Annotated in this window: 16 protein-coding genes; 6 read left to right on the top strand and 10 right to left on the bottom strand. The window is 35.5% G+C overall.

Features of this window, described 5'->3' with window-relative positions; translation table 11 throughout:
• Positions 1–24 precede the first annotated feature (24 nt).
• The 3 genes from ABI125_08025 to ABI125_08015 form a co-directional block, all read right to left on the bottom strand.
• Positions 25–1,437: a hypothetical protein gene (locus ABI125_08025; protein XCF07797.1), complete on the bottom strand. Its 1,413-nt coding sequence runs from the start codon at positions 1,435–1,437 to the stop codon at positions 25–27.
• A gap of 485 nt (positions 1,438–1,922) precedes the next feature.
• Entirely contained in the window at positions 1,923–2,891 is a 969-nt protein-coding gene (locus ABI125_08020) for a dihydrodipicolinate synthase family protein (GenBank protein XCF07796.1), read from the bottom strand.
• Positions 2,892–3,265: 374 nt separating this feature from the next.
• On the bottom strand, positions 3,266–4,111 hold the full coding sequence (locus ABI125_08015) for an AraC family transcriptional regulator (protein XCF07795.1): 846 nt from the start codon (positions 4,109–4,111) through the stop codon (positions 3,266–3,268).
• A 404-nt stretch (positions 4,112–4,515) separates the two neighbouring features.
• Here ABI125_08015 and ABI125_08010 point away from each other — a divergent pair, with 404 nt between their 5' ends.
• The 6 genes from ABI125_08010 (at position 4,516) to ABI125_07985 (ending at position 14,312) form a co-directional block, all read left to right on the top strand.
• Entirely contained in the window at positions 4,516–6,042 is a 1,527-nt protein-coding gene (locus ABI125_08010) for an aldehyde dehydrogenase (NADP(+)) (protein ID XCF07794.1), read from the top strand.
• Positions 6,043–6,150: 108 nt separating this feature from the next.
• A complete protein-coding gene (locus ABI125_08005) occupies positions 6,151–7,158 on the top strand; it encodes a 4-hydroxyproline epimerase (GenBank protein XCF07793.1) in 1,008 nt (335 codons plus the stop codon).
• 77 nt (positions 7,159–7,235) lie between these two features.
• On the top strand, positions 7,236–8,480 hold the full coding sequence (locus ABI125_08000) for an FAD-dependent oxidoreductase (protein XCF07792.1): 1,245 nt from the start codon (positions 7,236–7,238) through the stop codon (positions 8,478–8,480).
• 322 nt (positions 8,481–8,802) lie between these two features.
• Entirely contained in the window at positions 8,803–10,017 is a 1,215-nt protein-coding gene (locus ABI125_07995; protein XCF07791.1) for a Xaa-Pro peptidase family protein, read from the top strand.
• A 122-nt stretch (positions 10,018–10,139) separates the two neighbouring features.
• Positions 10,140–12,392: a DPP IV N-terminal domain-containing protein gene (locus ABI125_07990; protein XCF07790.1), complete on the top strand. Its 2,253-nt coding sequence runs from the start codon at positions 10,140–10,142 to the stop codon at positions 12,390–12,392.
• Positions 12,393–12,659: 267 nt separating this feature from the next.
• Positions 12,660–14,312, top strand: a complete 1,653-nt coding sequence (locus ABI125_07985; protein XCF07789.1) for a DUF885 family protein — start codon at positions 12,660–12,662, stop codon at positions 14,310–14,312.
• A 238-nt stretch (positions 14,313–14,550) separates the two neighbouring features.
• Here ABI125_07985 and ABI125_07980 read toward each other — a convergent pair whose 3' ends face one another.
• The 7 genes from ABI125_07980 to ABI125_07950 form a co-directional block, all read right to left on the bottom strand.
• Positions 14,551–14,856 (bottom strand): hypothetical protein, encoded by a 306-nt coding sequence (locus ABI125_07980; GenBank protein ID XCF07788.1) that lies wholly within the window; start codon positions 14,854–14,856, stop codon positions 14,551–14,553.
• 344 nt (positions 14,857–15,200) lie between these two features.
• Positions 15,201–16,631 carry a DUF3526 domain-containing protein gene (locus tag ABI125_07975; protein XCF07787.1) on the bottom strand — a complete coding sequence of 477 codons (1,431 nt, stop codon included), beginning with the start codon at positions 16,629–16,631 and terminating at the stop codon, positions 15,201–15,203.
• 3 nt (positions 16,632–16,634) lie between these two features.
• Positions 16,635–18,038 carry a DUF3526 domain-containing protein gene (locus tag ABI125_07970; GenBank protein XCF07786.1) on the bottom strand — a complete coding sequence of 468 codons (1,404 nt, stop codon included), beginning with the start codon at positions 18,036–18,038 and terminating at the stop codon, positions 16,635–16,637.
• A 2-nt stretch (positions 18,039–18,040) separates the two neighbouring features.
• The gene (locus ABI125_07965) at positions 18,041–18,754 is read right to left on the bottom strand and encodes an ABC transporter ATP-binding protein (protein ID XCF07785.1); all 714 of its coding nucleotides are present in this window, start codon (positions 18,752–18,754) and stop codon (positions 18,041–18,043) included.
• A gap of 502 nt (positions 18,755–19,256) precedes the next feature.
• Positions 19,257–20,762, bottom strand: a complete 1,506-nt coding sequence (locus tag ABI125_07960; protein XCF07784.1) for an aminotransferase class V-fold PLP-dependent enzyme — start codon at positions 20,760–20,762, stop codon at positions 19,257–19,259.
• A gap of 81 nt (positions 20,763–20,843) precedes the next feature.
• On the bottom strand, positions 20,844–22,832 hold the full coding sequence (locus tag ABI125_07955) for a cytochrome c biogenesis protein CcdA (GenBank protein XCF07783.1): 1,989 nt from the start codon (positions 22,830–22,832) through the stop codon (positions 20,844–20,846).
• Between the two features lie 12 nt (positions 22,833–22,844).
• Positions 22,845–23,306, bottom strand: a complete 462-nt coding sequence (locus tag ABI125_07950) for a protein-disulfide reductase DsbD domain-containing protein (GenBank protein XCF07782.1) — start codon at positions 23,304–23,306, stop codon at positions 22,845–22,847.
• Positions 23,307–23,310: the final 4 nt, after the last annotated feature.

The following is a 23,310-nucleotide window of genomic DNA, read 5'->3' as shown; positions in this document are numbered from 1 at the left end:
AATCTTTAATTAATTTAGTTGAATTTATCTTTCTAATAGTGTTAGCCTATTTAAATGCGTATCGAATACCACCTTATAATCCTTTCCTAATGCATCGTCTGGAAAAACATAGTTTGCTCCACCACCCGGAACAGTAGCTTCTGGATCTGCTGCGTCATCAACTCTCCAGAAAGGAGCCCATCCAGAAGCATTTGCATTTAAAATAAATCCGTTGGCACCCTCATCGTTAGGTTGGTCATCAACACTGATATCGAGTGTCCATAAATACGGATTGTTGGAATCTACACTAAAAGGCTTACCTGAATTAAAGTGCCAACATTGTGTGGCCCCTGTTGTATTGTTCACACAGGTAGAAGAATTTCCAACAAATACTCCTCGCCCTAAAATGTAAACTTGATCAAAAGCATCATCGGTTGGAGTATAGGTATTTACTGTGTATGTTAGATTTTTCACATCTATTGTCACCTCATAATACCCCACTTGCGGCAAGACTATAGGCGAGACTGTGCTATCGGTACCAATGGCTAAAACTCCAGGGGCTTCTCCTGCTCCGAAAGCATAAGGCTCAAAAGAGCCTTTCTGAGGAATGAATCTCAATTCGGCATCCTCGGTGGCCGCATAATACCGGGCTGTAAATACATAACCATCTTCTCCTGTTGCGGTACTGGCCTCGGTAGCATAAGGCACTCCAAACAAATCAGTATTCAATGCTGCATTATCTGATACATCGGCGACATACATAACATCGAACAACAGTTCGTTAAGCACATTAACATAAACCATTTCTGTTGTTGTATTTCCTGAAGCATCCGTAACGGTAATCGTGAAATCATACTTGCCCGGATTTGATATATCCAACGAGTTTGAATACACATAGCTTGTTCCCGATATAGGCATGGTTTCGTTTAGCACTGTACTTTCTATTTTAAATTCCGCTAACTCTTGGTCCGCAACGGCTATATCTAATTCTATTTCGATACCATCACCTATTAAAACAGTAGCTCCATTAGTTGGGTTGTTTATCTGGACCGTAGGACTTGCTATATCCTGGTCTAGAGTAACCACCAAGTTTTCGGTAGACTGATTTCCTCCTTGGTTGGTTACCGTAATAAGTATAGTATGCTGACTGCCCTCAATGGCATCTTCTGGAACTTTAAACTTGTAATCCAATTCATAAGTTTTATACACAGAATCATTCTTGATTATGGTTTTATCTAAAAACCAAGGCTCATACTTCAAATTCACAGATTGAACACCCGCTGGGTCAACCAATGTCCCTTTAATAATAAATGTTTCACCTGGAAGCGAAGAAATACTTTTTGTTAACAAAGTTACTTCAGGTACGGAATCTGTTTTAACCGAATCATCATCGCTACACCCAATAACTAATAATAAAAGGGAAGCAATCATTAATACTCCTAATTTTTTTGTTTTCATTTTTAGTCTATATTTAGTTTAATTTCAAGATATTATGTATCCAAATAGGACACACACAAAATACTGTAGTTTTGGCAACCTGCTTTTCTTAGTTGTTTATTGTTAATTTATAAAAAAAACGAACAAAAAAAAGACATAATCATAATAATCTCATTATAATATTTCAAAATTAACAATACTTACAAGCAAAAAAATAGACACAAAACCTCAATATATGGACAATACTATTCTTGTTTAATCCAAAACTAATCATGCTAAATACTTTTTAAGGCAAACAAATTGTCTAAACAAACAATATCGTATAAAAATTTTCTTGCATAGAGTGCATTCACAAAACTAAGATGGGTAATGGCATTGCAACAAAAAACGGTCTTCAATTTTGTTGCCGAGTAAGGGTTGCAACTCAAACTTATTAAATAATTGAGATGTTAAAAAAAAACTCCGTAAAAACGAAGCTTTTCTATTTGAGTGTTTGAAGTATTGGATTACAATAAGTCCAAAGCTCTAAGTCTTTCTTTTGCTAAGTTATATCTTGCTTGAACATCATCAATTTGCTGTTGGGTTAATTCTATACCATAGGTGCGAAGCCCTCCAGCTATATCATTATGATGAATACCCATGGCAAGCTTAAGATATTCCATAAGTAGCGGCTGAGCATCCAGATATGACAGGGAATTTAAAGCCTGAGAAATTTTGTTTGCCTCAGCCCATTCTCCATTTAAAACATGCTCCTGCATGGTAACGCTTGCTTTAGGGAAGATAGCCCCCACACCTGTAATACCACCACATGCCCCAGCAAGTCCTGCAAATACAGTAACTGAATCTACACCTGCCAAAACTTTTAAATCTTTGTTCTCTAAAATCAATGTTTCAATAATTGAAACATCTATTGTCGATATTTTAAGAGCAGTTACATTAGGTAGAGTAGAAATTCTTCGAAGAAGATCAGTTGATATGGCATGATATCCAGCAGCATCAGGATTGTTATAAGGCATAATTGTTACGCCTATGTTTCTTGCAGTCGCTTCAGCAAGTTCAAAGTAATCATACATCTCATCATCTGATGGAATCGCTTTAGTTTTTGGCGGCATAATCATGACGGTATCTACTCCAACCGTTGCAAGACCTTCAATAATTTTGGCAAGTTCTTCCTTTGTTTCTGCAGCTGCTCCACTAATCAACGGTACATTATATTCTTTAGCAACCTCAGAAAAGGCTTTAAGTAAAGAAAGGCGCTGTTCTACGCTTATGTAACTATTCTCACCAAGAGTACCAGAGCCGACAAGTCCGCCCATTCTGCTGCCTCCTTTTCCTTGAACCTTTAAAATATCTGCAGCGTATTTTTTTGTTGCATCTAGGTCTATTTCAAGGGTACCGGATTTTGACTCTTTTAACCATGTAAACACAGCCGGCATAACGCTATGCCGCCAATCTGGGTTATTTTTTTCTATCATATTTTTCATTATCTAAAATTAACTTAAACAAGCATTTTCTAAATTGATGTTTTTGACAAAAGTATAAAGTAAAACCTCTTCCAATGAAGCATTGTTAACATAAAGCGATATTATATTACCCTGTTTTAAGTGTTTTACAAAAAGAAGAAGGTAGTTTTAATTCCTTTAGAGTAAATTTTGGGCTTTGAGTTCTAAAACTAACTAAAAACATAAGATTAGACTTTCTATGTTATAATAGATTTAGGGGAAAATACTTTAAATTCGTATTGTTTGTAAAGAAGAATTTATTTAAAATGTCACTATCAAAAGCCTGTTATTTGTTATTTGTTGTTTCATTAATCATGATTTCTTTAACAAGTTAGACCTTTAATCTGTTAAAACCTTTGCAATCTATAATGTGATGGCGTTAGGCCTTTAATTTCTTTAAATTTTCTATTGAAATTGGCTGTATTTTGAAAACCGCACAACTCAGAAATGGAAGAAATAGAACTGTCAGGGTTGTTGTAAATCATTTTACACGCATTTTCTATTCTAATTTCGATTAAAAACTGGAAAAAGGTTTTATTGGTACGTTTTTTAAAATAACGACAAAATGCATTTTTACTCATGTTTGCTATTTGAGATATTTCTTCAAGAGTAATAATTTCCATGTAATTTTCCATAGCGTAGTTAAGTACATCTTTCATGCGTTTACCTTCATCGTCTGTATATTTTTTTTTATAAACAAATGAAGATAATGCAGTACGTTCGGCTTTGGTAATATGGTCTATAATTTTTAAAAGTGTACTAATGCGTTCAACCTTATTTTGGTCTTTCAGTTTTAAAAATTGCTTTACCAGCTTCTTTTTGCGCGATAGTATTTTCATACCATTTTCCGATTCGTTGAAAAACACATCACAACCTTCTAAATCGGGTAAATTAAAAAAGTCCTTTCCAAACGAATTTCTATCAAAAAACAATGTATAGACAACGGTTAGTTCAGAAAAACTGGTATCAGTCCTAAATACATGAGGTACATACCCCCCCAAAACCAAAATATCGCCAGGATAAAATTCATTAATAGTGTCGCCTACAATTAAAGTACCGGCTCCCTTTTCTACATAGCTAATTTGTATTTCACTATGTTGGTGCAATTGATCGTATAATACGCTTTCCCTTTCATATTGGTATATTAACGCTTGATTTTCAGGTTTCGGAATTTTAAAAGGAAGTACTTTCATAATCATCAATTTTGCTAATATTACTAAAAAACAAAACACAAACCTATTTACAGGGTAATATAGTATCACAAAAAGCTAAGAATAACTACTATCTATATATAAACAAAGTCTATTTTTGTCCATAACAAATCATATTTTAAGACTATAAGGCAAGGCCTAATATTGGCAGCGATAACTAAGTCCACAAGTAAAAATACACTTGAATAGAACTTGATTTTAGTGCTAAATTGTCACAAAATATTAAATTAGCAAAAGTTGCTACTGGTATAATCGCAGAGCAAATAAAAGCTCCAAGATTACCATTACAAGGTGCAGAAAGAGAACGCATAGTTAGGGTAATTGAATCTACTATGTCATCACTACCTAAATAACCATAATATAAAATATTTAAGCACAAAAATTACATGATTACAGGCAAAAATTATATCGGAAACAAACTCAGTGCAACAGGCAATTATAGCTTTAAAACTATAAACCCTAAGCTAAACACCGAAAACCCAACAACATTTGTTGAAGCTACACCCAAAGAAATCGAAGAAGCTGCGCAACTAGCTGCTTCGGCTTTTAAAACGTTTAGAAATGTTTCTGGGGAAGACAAAGCTAAATTTTTAAACGCTATTGCAGACGAAATTTTAGCTTTAGACCAAGACTTAATCGATGCTTACACTACCGAATCTGGTTTACCGGAAGGTCGCGCTATTGGTGAACGCGGTAGAACCGTAATGCAATTAAAATCGTTTGCGAATTTAGTGGCTAACGAAGATTGGAAAGGCAACACCTTTGATGCCGCTATCCCAGATAGACAACCACTACCAAAAGACGATTTACGCAAAACAGTAATTCCAATTGGGCCTGTTGTTGTATTTGGAGCAAGTAATTTCCCCTTTGCTTTCTCAACAGCAGGTGGTGATACGGCTAGTGCTCTAGCTGCAGGTTGTCCTGTTATTGTAAAAGCTCACGAAATGCATGCAGCAACATCAGAGCTTGTAGCTTCGGCTATTATTAAAGCTGCCGAAAAAACAGGCATGCCAAACGGTGTGTTTTCACATCTTTCTGGTCGTGGTACGGTGGTTGGTTCGGCTTTAGTAAATCACCCAAAAATTAAAGGTGTTGGTTTTACAGGAAGCATAGGTGCAGGTCGTGCTATTTTTAATTTAGCATCGCAACGCGAAGAACCTATTCCGGTTTATGCCGAAATGGGTAGTATAAATCCAGTAGTTATTACGCCAAATGCTATAGCTAACCGTGGTGAAGCTATTGCTGCCAATTACGCAGGTTCTATTACTTTGGGTACCGGGCAGTTTTGTACAAATCCAGGATTAATTTTAACTATTGAAGATGAAAATACACCAGATTTTATTAAATCTTTGGCCGAAAAAACCGTAGCTATAGATGCACAATGCATGTTACACCCAAACATTAAAGCTGGTTTTGTAAAAAATAGCGATAGTGTAACTGCGCAAGGCGGTGTGAGCACCGTTGCTAAAATTACAAGTGATGTAGCTGATAACTTTGCAGCATCACAAATTGCCACCGTTTCGGGCGCAGACTTTTTAGCAAACCCAAAAACACATCAAGAAGTATTTGGGCCGTTTTCGTTAGTAGTTACAAGCAAGGACGAAGCCGAACTTATAGAAATTATTGAAGCACTCGAAGGTCAATTAACAGGAACTATCATTGCTGAAGATGATGATATTGCTAAACTTAGTGAGGTTGTTGAAGCATTAACCAATCGTGTGGGGCGTATTATTTTTAATGGCGTTCCAACAGGTGTTGAGGTTTGCCCTTCAATGCATCATGGTGGTCCTTATCCAGCTTCAACCAATGCAAAATATACGTCGGTAGGTACCGATGCGATTCAACGTTGGGTACGACCAATAAGTTATCAATCATTCCCTTCAGAATTACTTCCGAAAGGATTACAAAAATAAATGGTAAATTTAATAGACCTGTCATGCTTTTGAAACCTGACAGGTCTTATTACATTTTATCAAAACCAAAACAATAATTTAAAAGCCCTAAAAGCATACAGTAATTTAATGGCTAGAAAAACCTTTTTTTGTGTAGATGCGCATACCTGCGGAAATCCGGTTCGTGTGGTAGCTGGTGGCGGTCCCAATTTAGTGGGCGCAACTATGAGCGAAAAACGTCAGCATTTCCTTAAAGAATTCGATTGGATTCGTAAAGGATTGATGTTTGAACCTCGCGGACACGACATGATGAGCGGTAGCATACTTTATCCGCCTTCTAACCCAGACAACGATTTTGGTATTTTATTTATCGAAACATCAGGTTGTTTGCCTATGTGCGGTCACGGTACTATTGGCACGATTACTATTGCTATAGAAGAAGGTTTAATTACTCCAAAAATTCCGGGAAAAATTAAAATGGAAGCGCCTGCTGGTTTAGTTGAAATTGAATATCAACAAACAGGCAAAAAGGTAGATTGGGTAAAATTAGTTAATGTAAAATCGTACTTAGCGGCCGAAAATTTAACTATCGATTGTCCTGAATTGGGTGAATTAACCTTCGATGTATCTTACGGTGGTAATTTTTATGCCATTGTAGATCCGCAAAAAAACTTTACTGGCGTACATGACTTTACAGCGAGTAAAATTGTTCAATATTCGCAAGTCATTCGCAACAGCATCAACGAAAAGTATCCAGATATGTTTATACATCCTGAAAACGATACCATTCGCGATGTTAGCCACATGCTTTGGACGGGTAACCCAATTGACCCAACATCATCTGGTAGAAACGCGGTATTTTATGGCGATAAAGCCATCGATAGATCGCCTTGTGGTACAGGAACATCGGCACGCATTGCACAAATGCATGCTAAAGGCAAATTAAAATTAGGCGAACCTTTTATTCACGAAAGTTTTATTGGCAGTAAGTTTATAGGTAAAGTTGAGCAAGAAACAACGCTTAACGGTAAACCAGCCATAATACCAAGTATTCAAGGTTGGGCGCAAGTAACAGGTTACAACAATATTATTATTGACGACGACGACCCTTACGCTCACGGATTTCAAGTGATATAAACCAAAAAAAAAATGCGCTACGTAAAAACTTTAATTCATTTGCTAGCGCATTTTAAACTTTATAATTTAAGCAACAGATGAAAAAAGTTGTCATCATTGGTGGCGGTATTTCCGGCATTTGCAGCGCTTACTACTTACTAAAAGAAGGCTACCAAGTTACCGTTTTAGACAAAAGCGACCTGACTACAGGAGCTTCTTTTATTAACGCAGGATATTTAACCCCCAGCCATTTTATTCCACTTGCCGCACCAGGTATTATTACCCAAGGCTTGAAATGGATGTTTAATAGTTCTAGTCCGTTTTACATCAAACCGCGTGTAGATTTCGATTTCATAAAATGGGCATTATATTTTAAAAAATCGGCTACTAACAAAAATGTCGAAAAGTCTATTCCAGTTTTAAAAGAATTGAACTTAAAAAGTCAGACGCTTTTTGAAAACATGATAAACGAACTGGACTTTAGTTTCCATTACGAGAAAAAAGGCGTTTTAATGACGTATGCTACCCAACATTGTGAAGAAGAAGAACACGAAGTTGCAGAAAGAGCCATAAAAGAAGGTCTTGATGTAAGTGTACTTAATAAAACAGAGTTGCATGAGTTAGAACCTGTTCTATCTGATAAAGTTATTGGTGCTGTACATTACAAATGCGATTCGCACATGACGCCAAATCATTTTATACCAAAAATGAAGGCATGGTTAGAACAAAATGGCGTGATATTTAAAACCAACGAAACGGTAACCGATTTCAGTATAAAAAATAACGAGATAGCTTCAGTTACTACTCAAAATAGCACTTACGAAGCAGACGATTTTGTACTAGCTAGCGGTAGTTGGACTACAGAATTAGCTTCAAAATTAAAGCTAAACATTCCCGTTCAAGGCGGAAAAGGTTACAGTATGGACGTACAACGACCAACTGGCATAACCATACCTACTATTTTGCTAGAAGCTAAAGTTGCTATAACACCCATGGATACCTTTACGCGTTTTGCAGGAACCATGGAGTTTTCGGGGAACAACACCCTTGTTCGTAAAGAACGTGTTGAAGCCCTAGCAAACGCCATAAAAAGCTATTACACCAATATAGAAATAAACCCCGATGAACGTGCCAACGCTACTTCAGGTTTACGACCAGTTTCACCCGATGGTGTACCATTTATTGGCAAAACAAGCAAATACAACAACTTAACCGTAGCTGCAGGCCACGCCATGATGGGTTGGAGTTTAGGCCCTATAACAGGGCAATTGGTTGCAGAACTTGTTGCCAATAAAAAGACTTCGGTTAATGTTAACCCGTTGTCGCCAGAGCGTTTTAAGTAAAAAACAGCCTGTAAATTGCCACGAATTCACTAATATTAGTTGTTAGCATACATACAGAAAAAAAGATGAATGGAGCATATGGAAATTTTAGTGATTTAGATGGATTAATTATTTGGACTTGCAAATTGTTCAAGGGAAAATTTAAAGAGCATCGTGAGAATAAATATTCTTTTATGATTGGAGTTGTATTTATTCTAGTGCTTATTTTGATTCTCTTACTAATGGATTAATCACAAAAAAACATTCGTGAATTAGTGGCTTTTAAAAACAACCACAATACCTTTGCATCACTTTACCCTTTAACTACAAAATAAAAAATACCATGAGTAAATTTGGAATAGGAGGCTCAACCATTCAAGATGAGTTAAACGCTATACAACCAACAGCACAACATATTCAACCTATTCAAAACATCGAGTACGAAGCCCGCATTAAAAAAGCGTGCGACTTAATGCAAGTCCAAAATGTTAAGGCTTTATACTTAAACGCGGGTACGAATTTATTCTATTTTACAGGCATGCAATGGCACCCAAGCGAGCGTATGGTGGGTGCTATTTTATTAAGTAATGGCGACGTGCATTACATTGCGCCACACTTCGAAAAAGGCACCATTAAAGATTTTATGGTTATTGAAGGCGCTATCCATTGCTGGGAAGAACACGAAAGCCCATTTAAACTTTTCGCTTCCATTATTGAAACTGAAGCTACTGGAAAAGGTTCCATTTTAATTGATGAATCTACGCCATTTTTTATATATGAAGGTATTTCAGATGCCATCTCACCAGAAACTTTAAGAAACGGAAAATCAATTATTTCAGCATGCAGAATGGTGAAATCCGAAGCTGAGATTAGCATCATAAAGTCCTTAATGGAAATCACGCTTGAGGTGCAAAAAGCCGCTGCCCGAATATTAAAAGTTGGTATTACAGCTAAAGAAGTAACCGATTTTATTCATGAAGCGCACAAACGTTACGGCGTTGCATCGGGTTCTTACTTTTGTATTGTACTTTTTGGTAAAGATACCTCGTTTCCACATGGCGTAAAAAACCCAAAACCTTTAGAAGAAAACGACATTGTTTTAGTCGATACAGGTTGTTCTATGCATAATTACATCTCAGATATTACGAGAACTTACTGTTTTGGTACACCAACCGATTATCAACGTAGAATTTGGAATGTTGAAAAAGAAGCGCAATTTGCAGCATTTGATGCATCACAGATAGAAAACACCTGCCATGATGTAGATACTGCGGCAAGACAAAACATTGAATCGCATGGTTTAGGTCCAGATTATAATTTACCAGGATTGCCACACCGTACAGGGCATGGTATTGGGTTGAATATTCACGAATATCCATATATCGTAAAGGAAAACAACACGCCATTGCAATCTGGATTTTGCTACAGTATAGAACCGATGCTTGTTGTTCCAGACGAGTTTGGTATCCGTTTAGAAGACCATGTGCATTTAACTAAAGATGGACCTAAATGGTTTACCCAACCTGCGCATAGTATTGAAAATCCTTTTGGGTATTAATTAGATCTTATATGTTTATTCGCTGTTAACTTTTAGTTAAGGTTAATATAATATCAGTTTTAGCTAACATTACGAGATTAGTCTTTCGTTTTAATATCTACTTTTATTGATATTTCAAAACTATGAAGCTAACATCAATCAAATTACTCACATTTACAGCTTTTCTTTGCTATTTTTCTTCATTTAGCCAAGGAACTTTAAAAGAATACAAAAAGGCACTTGCCGTCGATTCAATTTTTCGAGATAAAGTATTTAACACCCCATCTCGTTTTCATTGGATGCCTAACAACACGCTTTGGTATGTTAACAATGCTAAAACAGGCGACGTTTACTATCGTGTTGATGCGAATACAAACACGCAAAACATCTTTTTCGACCACACCAAAATGGCCGAAGCTATTAGCAGTGCTACCGAAAACAATGCTGACGCTAATAAATTAAATTTAAGCGATTTAAATTTTAATCAAGACAGCAATACCTTAAAATTTAAATTTAAAAATCTTCAACTAAGTTGTAATTTAAACGATTATAAAATTACGGTGCTCGATACTGTAACAAACAACAATCGCAGTCGTGGTCGTGGTTACTGGGGAAACCGATTTGATGAAACCCAAGGCAAACCTGTCGAGTCACCCGATAAAAGCATGGTTGCATTCATTAAGAACCATAATCTTTATATAAAAGACCAAAAAACGAACAAAGAAACTCAATTAAGTTACGATGGTAGCAAAGGCAACTATTACTCATCGTATATTAAATGGTCGCCAGATGGTAAAAAAATTATGGCTTACAAAGTAAAACCAGGAGACGAACGCGAAATTTACTTTGTAGAATCAAGCCCAAAAAATCAGCTTCAGCCTATTTTACAAAAACGCGATTACTTAAAACCAGGCGACGAATTGCCGTTTAAAAGTCCGCAACTCTTCCATGTTGAAAGCAAAAAACATATTAGTATTCCAACTTCAGAATTTAGCAGTCAGTATAGCTTAAACCGTATCGATTGGCGCAAAAATAGTAGCGCTTTTACCTTTGAGTATAACCAACGCGGACATCAAGCTTATAAAATAATTGAAGTGGATGCTAACACCGGAAAGGTTAACGTTTTAATCAACGAAACCAGTAAAACTTTTATTGATTACAGTAGCAAAAAATACCGATACGATGTTAACGATGGTGAATCCATTGTTTGGATGTCAGAGCGCGATGGCTGGAACCATATTTACCTCTACAACAACGATGGCACTCTAAAAAAGCAGTTAACCAAAGGCAATTGGGTAGTTAGAAAAGTCGTTCATGTTAATGAAAAAAATCAAGAAATTTATTTTACCGCAAGCGGATTAGATAAAAACCAAGATCCTTACTTTATTCATTATTGTAAAGTTGGTTTCGACGGAAAAAAAATTCAGCGTTTAACTTCCGAAAACGGCAATCATTCCCTAACATTTTCTGATGATTACAGCTATTACATCGATCAATATTCGCGTGTAGACATGCCTGCTGTTACCGTTTTAAAATCGACTAAAAATGCTAAAACGTTAGTCGATTTACAAAAAGGCGACCACAGCGCATTAATAAACACAGGTTGGATTGCTCCAGAAGCATTTACAGCAAAAGGTCGCGATGGTAAAACCGATATTTGGGGCATGATTGTGCGCCCAACAACATTTGATGAAAACCATAACTACCCTATTATAGAATACATTTACGCAGGACCGCACAATTCCTTTGTACCTAAAGATTTTCACGCCTATTACAGGTCTATGTCAGCATTAGCAGAATTAGGCTTTATTGTGGTGCAAATTGATGGTATGGGAACTTCAAACCGATCAAAAGCTTTTCATGATATCTGTTGGCAAAACCTAAAAGATGGTGGCTTCCCCGACAGAAAATTATGGATGAAAGCCGCTGCCAAAAAATACCCGTACATGAATGTTGATAAAGTGGGTATTCACGGTACGTCTGCTGGCGGACAAAACGCAGGAGCCGCCCTTGTTTTTAATTCCGATTTTTACGATGTAGCCGTAGCGTCTTGTGGGTGCCACGACAACCGTATGGATAAAATGTGGTGGAATGAACAATTTATGGGTTACCCCATAGGTCCACACTATGAGGCATGCTCTAACGTGGTAAACGCCCACCAATTAGATGGCAATTTAATGCTCATACTTGGGGAAGTAGATGATAACGTAGACCCCGCAACTACCATGCAGTTTGCCAACGCCTTAATAAAGGCAAATAAAGATTTTGAGTTAGTCACAGTTCCCGGAATGGCACACTCTTCTGGGGGTGCCTTTGGGGAACGAAAACGCAAAGATTTTTTTGTAAAGCACCTGTTAAACGTTATGCCCCCACCGTGGAAAGACATTTACAACTAAAACAAAAAACGATATCAAAAGTTAAAGTCAAAAGATACTATATGTGCCTCATTTTTCCTCCTTGCAATCTTTTCCTTTGATCCCGAGAGCTCAAAAAAAACAAGTATGTGTTAGAGTTTTACTTAAATAGCCTAACATACAGGCATTTTAAATTACTTATAAGACTATTTATTTGTTTAGATCTAACCTAATAAAAGCTCAATCAATTAAGTAACAAACCACACGATGAACAAAACAATAACCACCTTAATTTTAATAATATGTTGTATGAATATAAATTATGCCAGTGAATTGATTGACGTTATCAACACCTATAACGCCGACAAGAATGCTTTAGAAAGTACTTATAGCGCAAGAGAATCTGAAGAATATTATAATCGCTTCTTTACCTTTTACAGAAGATATCAAGAACAACTAAAAGCCATCGATTTCAAAACGTTGAGTTCTGATGGAAAAGCTGATTACGTATTACTTAACAACAACATTAAGCGTGAAATTTATCTGTTAAAAAATCAACACCAAGCCTATAAAGAAGTGGCACACGTAGCCGATTTTGCTGCCCCACTTTATACTTTTATAAAAGAACGCCGCCGAGGTAAACAACCCGATTCTAAAATGCTCGCCGGAAGCTTCAACAATATAAAAAACATTATTGTCGTTAAGACCGAGTCTCTACAAAAATCCCCTTTTGAAAACTGGATTGTTGCCGATAAAGCTGCTCGTGTCATTTCATCGTTACAGCAAAGTTTAAAAGAAGCTTTTGAATTTTACTATAGGTACGACCCTGAGTTTACGTGGTGGGTTAAAAACGCTTATACTGAACTGGACGAAACCTTAAAATCGTATCGTAAATTTTTAACCAATAACTATTCTGAAGACAGCATAAAAGACGACGGCTCAGGCATTATTGGCAAACCTGTTGGCCGTGATGCTTTGGTTAAAGATTTAGAGTTTGAGTTCATACCATATTCACCTGAAGAATTAATAACTACCGCCCAAAAACAGTTCGATTGGTGCAAAGAAGAAATGATTAAAGCCTCGAAACACATGGGTTTTGGCTTCGATTGGAAAAAGGCTATAGAACATGTGAAAGACACTTACGTTGAACCTGGAAAACAACCACAAGCCATTAGCGATTTGTACGATTACAGCGTAAAATTTATTGAGGACAGAGACCTAATTACCATCCCCGATTTAGCCAAAGAAACTTGGGGAATGATTATGATGACACCAGAACGCCAAAAGGTAAATCCATTTTTTACAGGGGGATGGGAAATTAGTATTTCGTACCCAACCATTGATATGAGTTACGAAGATAAAATGATGAGCATGCGTGGTAACAACCCCAACTTTTCTTTTCCCACCGTGCAACACGAATTGCACCCGGGCCACAATCTACAATATTTCATGAACGCACGCCATAAAAGCTATCGCAAAACGTTCAATACACCATTTTGGATGGAAGGCTGGGCCTTATACTGGGAAATATTGTTATGGAACAAAGAATTCCCTCAAACTCCTGAACAAAAAATGGGGATGCTATTCTGGAGGATTCACCGTTGTGCGCGCATTATTTTTTCTTTGAAATACCATTTGGGAGACTGGACACCCCAACAATGCATCGATATGTTAGTTAACGAAGTTGGGCATGAATATGCCAATGCCGAAGCTGAAGTACGCCGTTCGTTCGCCACAAGCTACACGCCTCCACTATACCAATTGGCTTACATGACGGGTGGTTTGCAGTTTTACGCATTGCGCAACGAAATGTTGGCAAAAGGTTGGACCGAAAAGCAATTTCACGACCGCGTGATGCAAGAAAATTTTATGCCGGTTGAAATCTTAAGAGCCGTCATTCAAGATTTACCCATAAAAAAGGCCCCTAAAACGAAGTGGAAATTTTCAACCAATTTTAAATAAATATTTTGCTTTAAATATTGGCACATAAATGAAAACTTAACAAGCATATTTTTAGATGGATTATTAATGGGTTACGGATTGATTTTGGTAAATAAAAAAGATTCTTTTCTATTGAAACTAATGCCCCAAAAAAACGATATATTTTCTTGGGTTTTGTTTTCGCCTTTATTTTATTGAGATTGTAATCTTCCTTTTTCTTTTGCAAAATCACCTTCCAGCCGTGATGCTCTCTCCTTGGTTATGGCTGCTTTAAGTTCTTTTCATCTTGGTAAACCCTTGGGCAACTTCCCTTTGCGCTTAAATCGGTTTTTATACGGTACTTGGTGACAAAGTTTCGGTTGTTGTTGGTGGCGTAAATGACATCTGCCCTTATTAACCTGAAGTTTTTATGTGTAAGGCTTTGTGCTTTGTAAATAACGGATTGTAAACAGGTAACTCCATTAAAATCATTGAAGACATATGTTCTAAAAAACTGATGACGCACATCTGCAATCAACATGCTGTTGCCCCATCTACGTTCTTTAATCTTAAATTGTAATACCAAAGCATCATAAGGTATGGCTTGATAGATTTTTCGAAGATGACTTTCAAAAAAACGAGCGGAGAATAGGTCATAATCTTCAGAGAGAGTAAAAAAGGTGAAGGCAGACCTTGTAGGTCAGAATTCTTTGTATTTCATGATAATCGAAATTGAAAACCCCGTTTTTGTGCCTTTTTCGGGGTTTATTTATACATCAATTTATAACAAAACCTAGTTTTCACAAAGGTTTTCGTGTTTGTGGATGTGCCTATTTTTTTAGATCTTTCAATTCCTCTTAAGATGTTAAGTACTGCTCTATTAAACTTCTATTTGTGTTATCTAGAGTTTTGTGGAACTCAGGTTGATACTTAGAAAAATAAGTATTTAACAGATTTATCTTTTAAATGCTTACCTCCCAATACAAAAAACAAAAATAAACTAAAAAGAGTTAAGGCTATAAAGTTATACCAAACCTCGTTTTTTATTCTATTTTCATAATCAAACTGAGGCATAGAGCTATAGTCTTCAAGCGTAAACTTTTTATTTTTAAATAACATAGGCACCAAATAGTTTCTCCATTTAACAGAGAATTCAAATACTTGTTTCTTATAGTCATTATAGTGCTTTTCTGAAGTACCTGAAATATTATTTAAAGCTTGCTGCATTAATATGGCTGGAGAAATGTACTTAAACATACTTGTTAAATGTTGTTGTTTTTTTAATTGCATGTCGTATTCATCTAACAAAGGCTTTGTTTTTTCTTCCATAACCTTTTCTGAAGCAAAATAGTTATGCCAAAAACCAAAACGTTGCTCATCGTTATTTTGTACTAACTCGAGGTGAGTTCGCAAATAATCGTTCATTATTTCGTTTTGTTTTTCTTCATTTTCCTTTTTAATTAAACGTATTTCGTTAATCATTTTTAAACGCGACGGTATAGGGTAAAGAGCACTACCTATTTGATTTATAGTAGCGGGTATAACCATTACTAATAGTAACCAAACTCCTAGTAATACTAATGCATTTTTTGAAGAATTATTAATTTTAACATTAACAATAAAAGCTGCCACAAACCAAAATAAAACATAACCCGCTATTATTAAAAACAGTCCTATTAAATTAGTAAATTGGGCTAAGGCGTTAACCGAAAAAAGTAAGATTATCAACAACACTATTATCCATGTTAATAATGTAAAAATAACATATCGTATAACTAATTTTTGAAGCAACCAACTCATTATAGCAATGGGTTGAGCTCCTAGTAATTTAAGCGTACCTAACTCTTTTTCTTTTGATAAAATGTTATAAGTAAACGTAATGATTAATAAAGGCAATATGTAAATAATTACGAAAGCCAAATCGAAATTACCAAAAAGCAATTGTACTGGATTTATCATTTCAGAATAGTCTAAAGCAAAATTATTACCATGCACCGTGGGGCTTTTAAAATGTGTATACATATCGCTTTGACCTGTAGCCAAAAATGACAACTCCTGTGGTTTCATAATCGCCAATCTCGGGTATCTATATCCAACGGTCATGGGTTCGTTTGGTATTTGCCAATAAGGCATATCTGGTTTTTTACCAGCTTCAATAACCTTAAGAGTTTCTACTAAAACACTATCCTTTTTTTGTAGTTCTTGTTTTACTACTGTTATATCGTTAAGACGTTTATCAACATTTTTCTTTCCATTAAAGGTAGCAAAGGCAAAAAGCAGCGAAATGCTTACCAGTAAAATAAAGAGCCACTTACTACGTGTTAGTAGCTTTATTTCGTATAATAAATTGTTACTAAACATGCTTTATAATTTTTTTGAAGTCATTATTAATCCTATAAAAGGTAATACCAGCCATAGCACGATAAAGAGTATATTTTGTCTGTTTTCGCTTAATATTTCGTTTAATAATGGTGGGGTAAATTTAAATTTTGGTAGCTTTTTGAATTTATTGACTCCCATCGTGTAACCACGTTCACCCACTTTCATATTATCTTTTATATCGTAGTTTAAAAATTTTTGCTTTTCTATTCTATATGCTTCTGCCGCTTGAGTAAATTTCCAATGTAAATTATTGCTTGTATTAGCTATATCCATTGATAAAAAACGGATAGGAATAAAAGGCGAAATAAATGACAGCTTTTTATAGGTTTGATTTTGATTTACAGCTATATCATTTAATATGCTATAGTGTTTGTCATAAACTTGAGCTTCAAACTCTTCTCCTTTTTGCATACGGTATCCAGCATAATTAAATGGTAATTGGCTAATGCTGTCTACTCCGTATTCTTTTAAAGTTTCTATTTCTAATTGCTTTGCCGCTTTACTCCATGGGTTGTGCCCATCTAAACCTTTTTGCTTATCTTCTGCAATTCTAGAAGCAAATTCAGATTTTGACGGATAAGGATGATTGCTATTAGCAAAATTGGTTGCTATTTTAGGTGTTATGAAACTAAAAAGCACCCAAATTACTAAACTGGAAACCAAAGATACCCCAGAAGACTTACTCCACATAGAAACCAAAACGGTAAGCGTTGTTATTACAGCATAATATAATATATAAGCAAAAAAAAGCACACTTAAACTCATCCAACTAAAAAACGCTACCCCTTGCAAGTTGGATAAAATAATTCCGGTGGTAATAAAAACTAAAGCCGTAAGTAATAAAATTGTTAAAAATGTTGCTAACCATTTACCTAGTGCTAATTTTACTGGGTGCACAGATTGGCTTTTTAAAAGCGTAAATGTATTACGTTCAAATTCTTTTGTATAAGTATTATAACCTATTAAAATAATTATTAATGGAAATAAATAAATTAAAACAAAATTAATTGAAAGTGTACCAAAACGCGCTAAACTTGTTTGGTCGCTTGCTTCGCTAAATGAAGCTTCATTTCTATTATGAGCTTCCAAAAAAATAGAGTTACCAGTGTATTTGGTTACCCCATAATCAAACAATGATAATGCAAATTGAGGCTTAAAAGCGTAAGTACCATAATGCGCTGCTGAATGTGGGTTTTTTTCGCTTTGTGTTTCCCAAATATTACGTTCTTTAGCCTTTGAGATGCTATACTGTTCGGTGTTTTTTTTATATTGATTTACACCTGTTACTGTTGCTATAAGTAATAAAACCAATAGAATAATTGATGCTATTTTAAACCGCCCATCCCTTATTAGCTCTTTTAATTCTTTTAAAACTATATTCTTCATTATTAACTTATGTTTTGAAAGTTCATAATATCTAAATATGTAGTCTCCAGTTCTTTTAAAGAGATATTTGCCGTTTCTATATAATTTTGCAACACTCCAGAACGCATAATTCCAATATGTGTACTAACCTCTTTAGCTCGAAACAAATCGTGAGTTGCCATTAAAATAGCTACATTATTCTCTTTCATTTGCGTTAATAAGTTAATAAACTCATTACTAGATTTTGGATCCAAGCCTGATGTTGGCTCGTCTAGCAATAACACTTTAGCCTGTTTTGCGATAGCTAAAGCTATGCCTACTTTTTGGCGCATACCTTTCGAAAAGGTTTGTACTCGCTTGCTATGTGCATCGTTTTGTAACCCTGCCTCGCTTAAAAAAGATTTCAAGTTGTTAGTATTAAAAATTTTACCAGATAATTTTGTGAAATAATCTAAATTTTCAATTGCAGTTAATGTAGGGTATAACATCAAATTCTCTGGAATATAGGTAAGTAATGATTTTGTTTTTAAAGCATTTTTGGTAACATCCAATCCGTTAATTTGGGCTGTTCCTGATGTTGGTTCTAAAAAGTTTAATAACATATTTATGGTTGTAGATTTACCTGCTCCATTTGCTCCCAAAAGGCAAAGAATTTCGCCCTCGTTTACGGTAAAAGATAAATTACTTACAGCAGTAAAATCACCATAAGTTTTAGTAAGGTTTTTAGTAGTTATCATAATATGTAATTGATTGATTTTTTTAATTTATATAAGTGCTAATAATAACACATTGATACACCGTTAATAAAATTTCTAACATTAACGGTATCTATTCTGCATATGTATATTAAAAACTATTTTGCTGGTGGAGGTCGGCAAAATAAAGTGCACTCAGTAAGATTTGGCACATACTGAAATGTGTAAGTGCTTGTATGTTTATTATTAAAATCAACCTTGTCATATTGCAATGGCGTATAAGTGCTATTACAAACAAAATACGTACTATTAGCTATTATTACATATTCACAAAGCTTACAATGGTCTTGGTTATCAAAATCATTATCATGAGCTATGGCATGTAAACCACAAAGTTTAGCACTAATAAAAATTATTATATAAAATAGAGCAATATGTGATTTAAACTTGTTCAAAAAAAAAAAAAAAAGCTAATTATCAATATGTTACAAATCATCTGCTTATAAAAGCAATAACTAAAAACCAGTGTGCAAAAAAAAAATTCTTATTCAACAAGAAACCACCCCTTAGTTATTTTCTGCTCCGCATTCGCCTTACCATTGTGTATATATTCGTTTTTAACAGCGTTATAAGTGTAATCTCCTCCCCAAGTTATATAGTTTTTAGCAACTTGTTCTACAGCATTACAAATGAATTCAATTTCGGCATTTGTCATGGTTGGGTGTACCGACATTCGAACCCACCCAGGACGCTCAATTAAACAACCTTCTAATATTTTTTGTTCGATGGCTTTCGATTTTGTTTGATCGACGTGCAACAAATAGTGCCCATAAGTTCCTGCACACGAACACCCTCCCCGTGTTTGTATACCAAAACGATCGTTAAGTAGTTTTACTATTAAATTAAAGTGTACATCATCAATAAAAAATGAAAATATCCCTAGCCTTTCTTTATGGTTTGGTGCAAGTAATTTTAGGTTATCAATTTTTGATAATTTTTCAAAAACCAAAGCATTAATTTCATGCTCCCGAGCTATAATATTTTCAACACCCATGACCTCTTTTAACTGAATTGAAAGTGCAATTTTTATCGCTTGTAAAAAACCTGGTGTACCTCCATCTTCACGAGTTTCAATATCATCAATATAATCATGGTCGCCCCAAGGGTTGGTATAATTTACGGTACCGCCACCTGGATTATCTGGCACTAAATTCTTGTATAATTTCTTATTAAACACCAACACACCAGATGTTCCTGGTCCTCCTAAAAACTTATGTGGCGAAAAGGTTACCGCATCTAAATACTCATCCTCGTCTTGTGGATGCATGTTGATATTTACATAAGGTGCCGAACATGCAAAATCAACAAAACACAGCCCGTTATTTTGATGCATTATTTTAGCGACTTCATGGTAATTGGTTTGAATACCTGTTACGTTAGAACACGCTGTAATAGCCGCTATTTTAATAGGTATCTCACTATATTCATCTAATAGTATTCCTAGATTTTTTAAACATGGTAAGCCCTCATCATTCGACGGAATAACTTTTACACGGGCAATCGTTTCTAACCAGCTGGTTTGGTTAGAATGGTGCTCCATATGAGATACAAAAATAATAGGGCGTTTTTCCTCTGGAACCTCGGTATGGTCTTTTAAATTTTCGTTGAGTTTGATACCTAAAATACGCTGAAACTTATTGATTGCACCTGTCATTCCTGTACCAACGGTAATTAAAACATCGTCTTTTGATGCATTAACGTGATTTTTAATAATGTTACGCGCATCGTGGTAAGCCAAAGTCATTGCCGAACCTGTAATTGATGTTTCAGTATGTGTGTTGGCCACAAAAGGGCCGATTTCATTTAAAAGTTTTTCTTCAATAGGACGATACAAACGCCCGCTAGCAGTCCAATCGGCATAAATAATTTTTTTTCTACCGTAAGGCGATTCAAAATACGTATCGCTACCAACAATATGATTTCTGAATTTTGAAAAGTATTGCTCTAAACTTGACGACGTCGTAACTTTATTCTTCTTTTTAAAAAACATAATGATTATTATTTATAAAATCATTCCTAATATTTAGAAGTGATTTTAATCAATAAAAAAAATAGTTATCTGTATAAATAATTATTTATCTGTTGCTTTTTTAAAGTTTTCTATACCCGTTTGCAACCAATTTTTATAAGCCTCAACATCTGGAGTGTAACCAACAGGAGTGGTTAAATTGTATTCGTTATGATCCATAAGTACGTAAAACGGTTGCGAATTAGCCTTATATTTTATGGTTTGTAATTCGCTCCATTTTTGGCCAATATATTTTAATTGTTTCCCCGGTTTTAATTGAGATTCGGTAACTTCGCTAGTTTCCAACGGGCGCTTATCATCAACGTATAACGAAATTAAAACCACATCGTTTTTAAGCATATTTAAAACCTCTGGCTTAGGCCATACGTTCTGTTCCATTTTTCGGCAATTTACACATGCCCAACCTGTAAAATCTATCATCACGGGTTTACCAACTTCTTTAGCGTAAGCTAATCCTTTATCGTAATCGTTAAACGCTAGAATATCGTGTGGTGCTAATAAGTGAGCGCCATCTGGCAGCTCGCTGTGTGCAGCTGACATAGCTGCTCCTACTTTTGTATAACCAACGCCATAAGGCGACTCGCTATACTCTTGTGGTGGTGGAAAAGCACTTATTAAATTTAATGGTGCGCCCCATAAACCAGGAATCATATAAATGGTAAACGATAACACGAGTAACCCAAGTCCTAATCTACCCACAGAAATATGCGTTAATGGTGAATCGTGAGGTAATTGAATTTTTCCGAAAAGGTAAAATGCCAACGTACCAAAAACGGCAATCCATATGGCTAAAAATACCTCACGCTCTAGTAAATGCGCTTGTAAAACTAAATCGGCTTGTGATAAAAATTTAAAGGCTAAAGCTAACTCTAAAAAGCCTAAAACCACTTTTACCGTATTTAACCATCCTCCAGATTTTGGCAAAGAGTTTAACCATCCTGGGAAAGCTGCAAATAAAGCAAATGGTAATGCTATAGCTAATGAAAACCCAAACATACCAATAATTGGAGCTAAACCACCTTTTGAAGCTGCTTCAACCAGTAAAGTTCCGACAATTGGCCCTGTGCACGAAAACGACACAATGGCCAAAGCTAATGCCATAAAAAAGATACCCAATAAACCACCGCGATCTGCTTGCGAATCTACTTTGTTTGCCCATGAATTAGGTAGCATGATTTCGAAAGCGCCTAAAAATGAGAGTGCAAAAACCACTAACAGTAAAAAGAAAATAATATTAAACCAAACGTTTGTCGCTAACGCATTTAAGGCATCGGCTCCAAATATTCCTGTTACGGCTGTACCTAAAAGCACATAAATAATGATGATACAAATACCGTAAATAATGGCATTTTTAATTCCAACCGCTTTGTTTTTACTTTGCTTGGTAAAGAAACTCACCGTCATAGGTATCATTGGGAATACACATGGCGTTAGTAAAGCGGCAAAACCTGATAAAAATGCAATGAAGAAAATCGCCCAAAGTCCTTTTTTGGCTTCTGGATTTGTATTTTCATCATCATTTGTTGCGCCCCAATCGCTATCTTCACTTACTGTTACTGACTTCGTATCAGCTGCAGTGTTATTGTTTAAATTAAAAGTTAAATCGACTTCGGTTGGTGGTAAACAACGTGTATCGTCGCAAACCATAAATTCAACAAAGCCATCAATGGTTTCAACCGATTCTTTTAACTGTATTTTTTGTTTGAAAGTTGCTGTTTTTTCGAAAAACTTAATTTTCATCTCAAAAATAGGATCATCAACAGTATGCCCTTCTTCTTCCGAAGTATTACCGACAATTTGAATCGCACCAGCGCCATCATCATAGATAAACGAGGTTGGTATAGGCCCATCTACTGGCACATTTTGCGAGTATAAATGCCAACCATTTTCTATAGTTGCTTTTGAGACTAAAATGTATTCCGTATCAGATATTTTTTCAACTGAAGTTGACCATTTTACTGGCTCTAAAATTTGTGCAAATACGGCTAATGAACATATAAATGCCGCTAATACAAAAAGAATTTTCTTCATTATTTAGGGTAACTATTTGATATTAAAAACTAAATCGGCTTCGGTTGGCGGCAAACATCTACTATCGTCGCAAACCATGAATTCTACAGTACCATTAACGGTAAATGGGGCTTTTGACTTGAGCTTTATTTGTTGTTTAAAATTGGCTTCATTCTCGAAATATTTAATTTCCATTTCAAAAATAGGATCATTTACGGTATGTCCTTTTTCTTCTGAAGTGTTTCCCTTTTTTAAGTAGTCTTTTGTACTTGAATAAGTAAAAGTTGTGGCTATTGGACCACCTTCTGGTACTTGCTGCGAATATAAATGCCAACCTGTTTCTATAGTGGCCGTCGCTATGAGTTCGTATTCTGTATCGGAAATTTTATTGACCGAAGTATTCCATTTTACAGGTTCTAGTATTTGCGCATGACCTAATGAAAAACACGCTAAGGCAATTACTAATAGTATCGTTTTTATTGATTTATATTTCATGATG

This window comes from Tamlana crocina, from assembly GCA_040429635.1.
Lineage (GTDB): Bacteria > Bacteroidota > Bacteroidia > Flavobacteriales > Flavobacteriaceae > Flavisericum > Flavisericum crocinum.
Note: the sequence above shows the minus strand (reverse complement) of the source record. Positions and strands in the feature narration are given on the sequence as shown.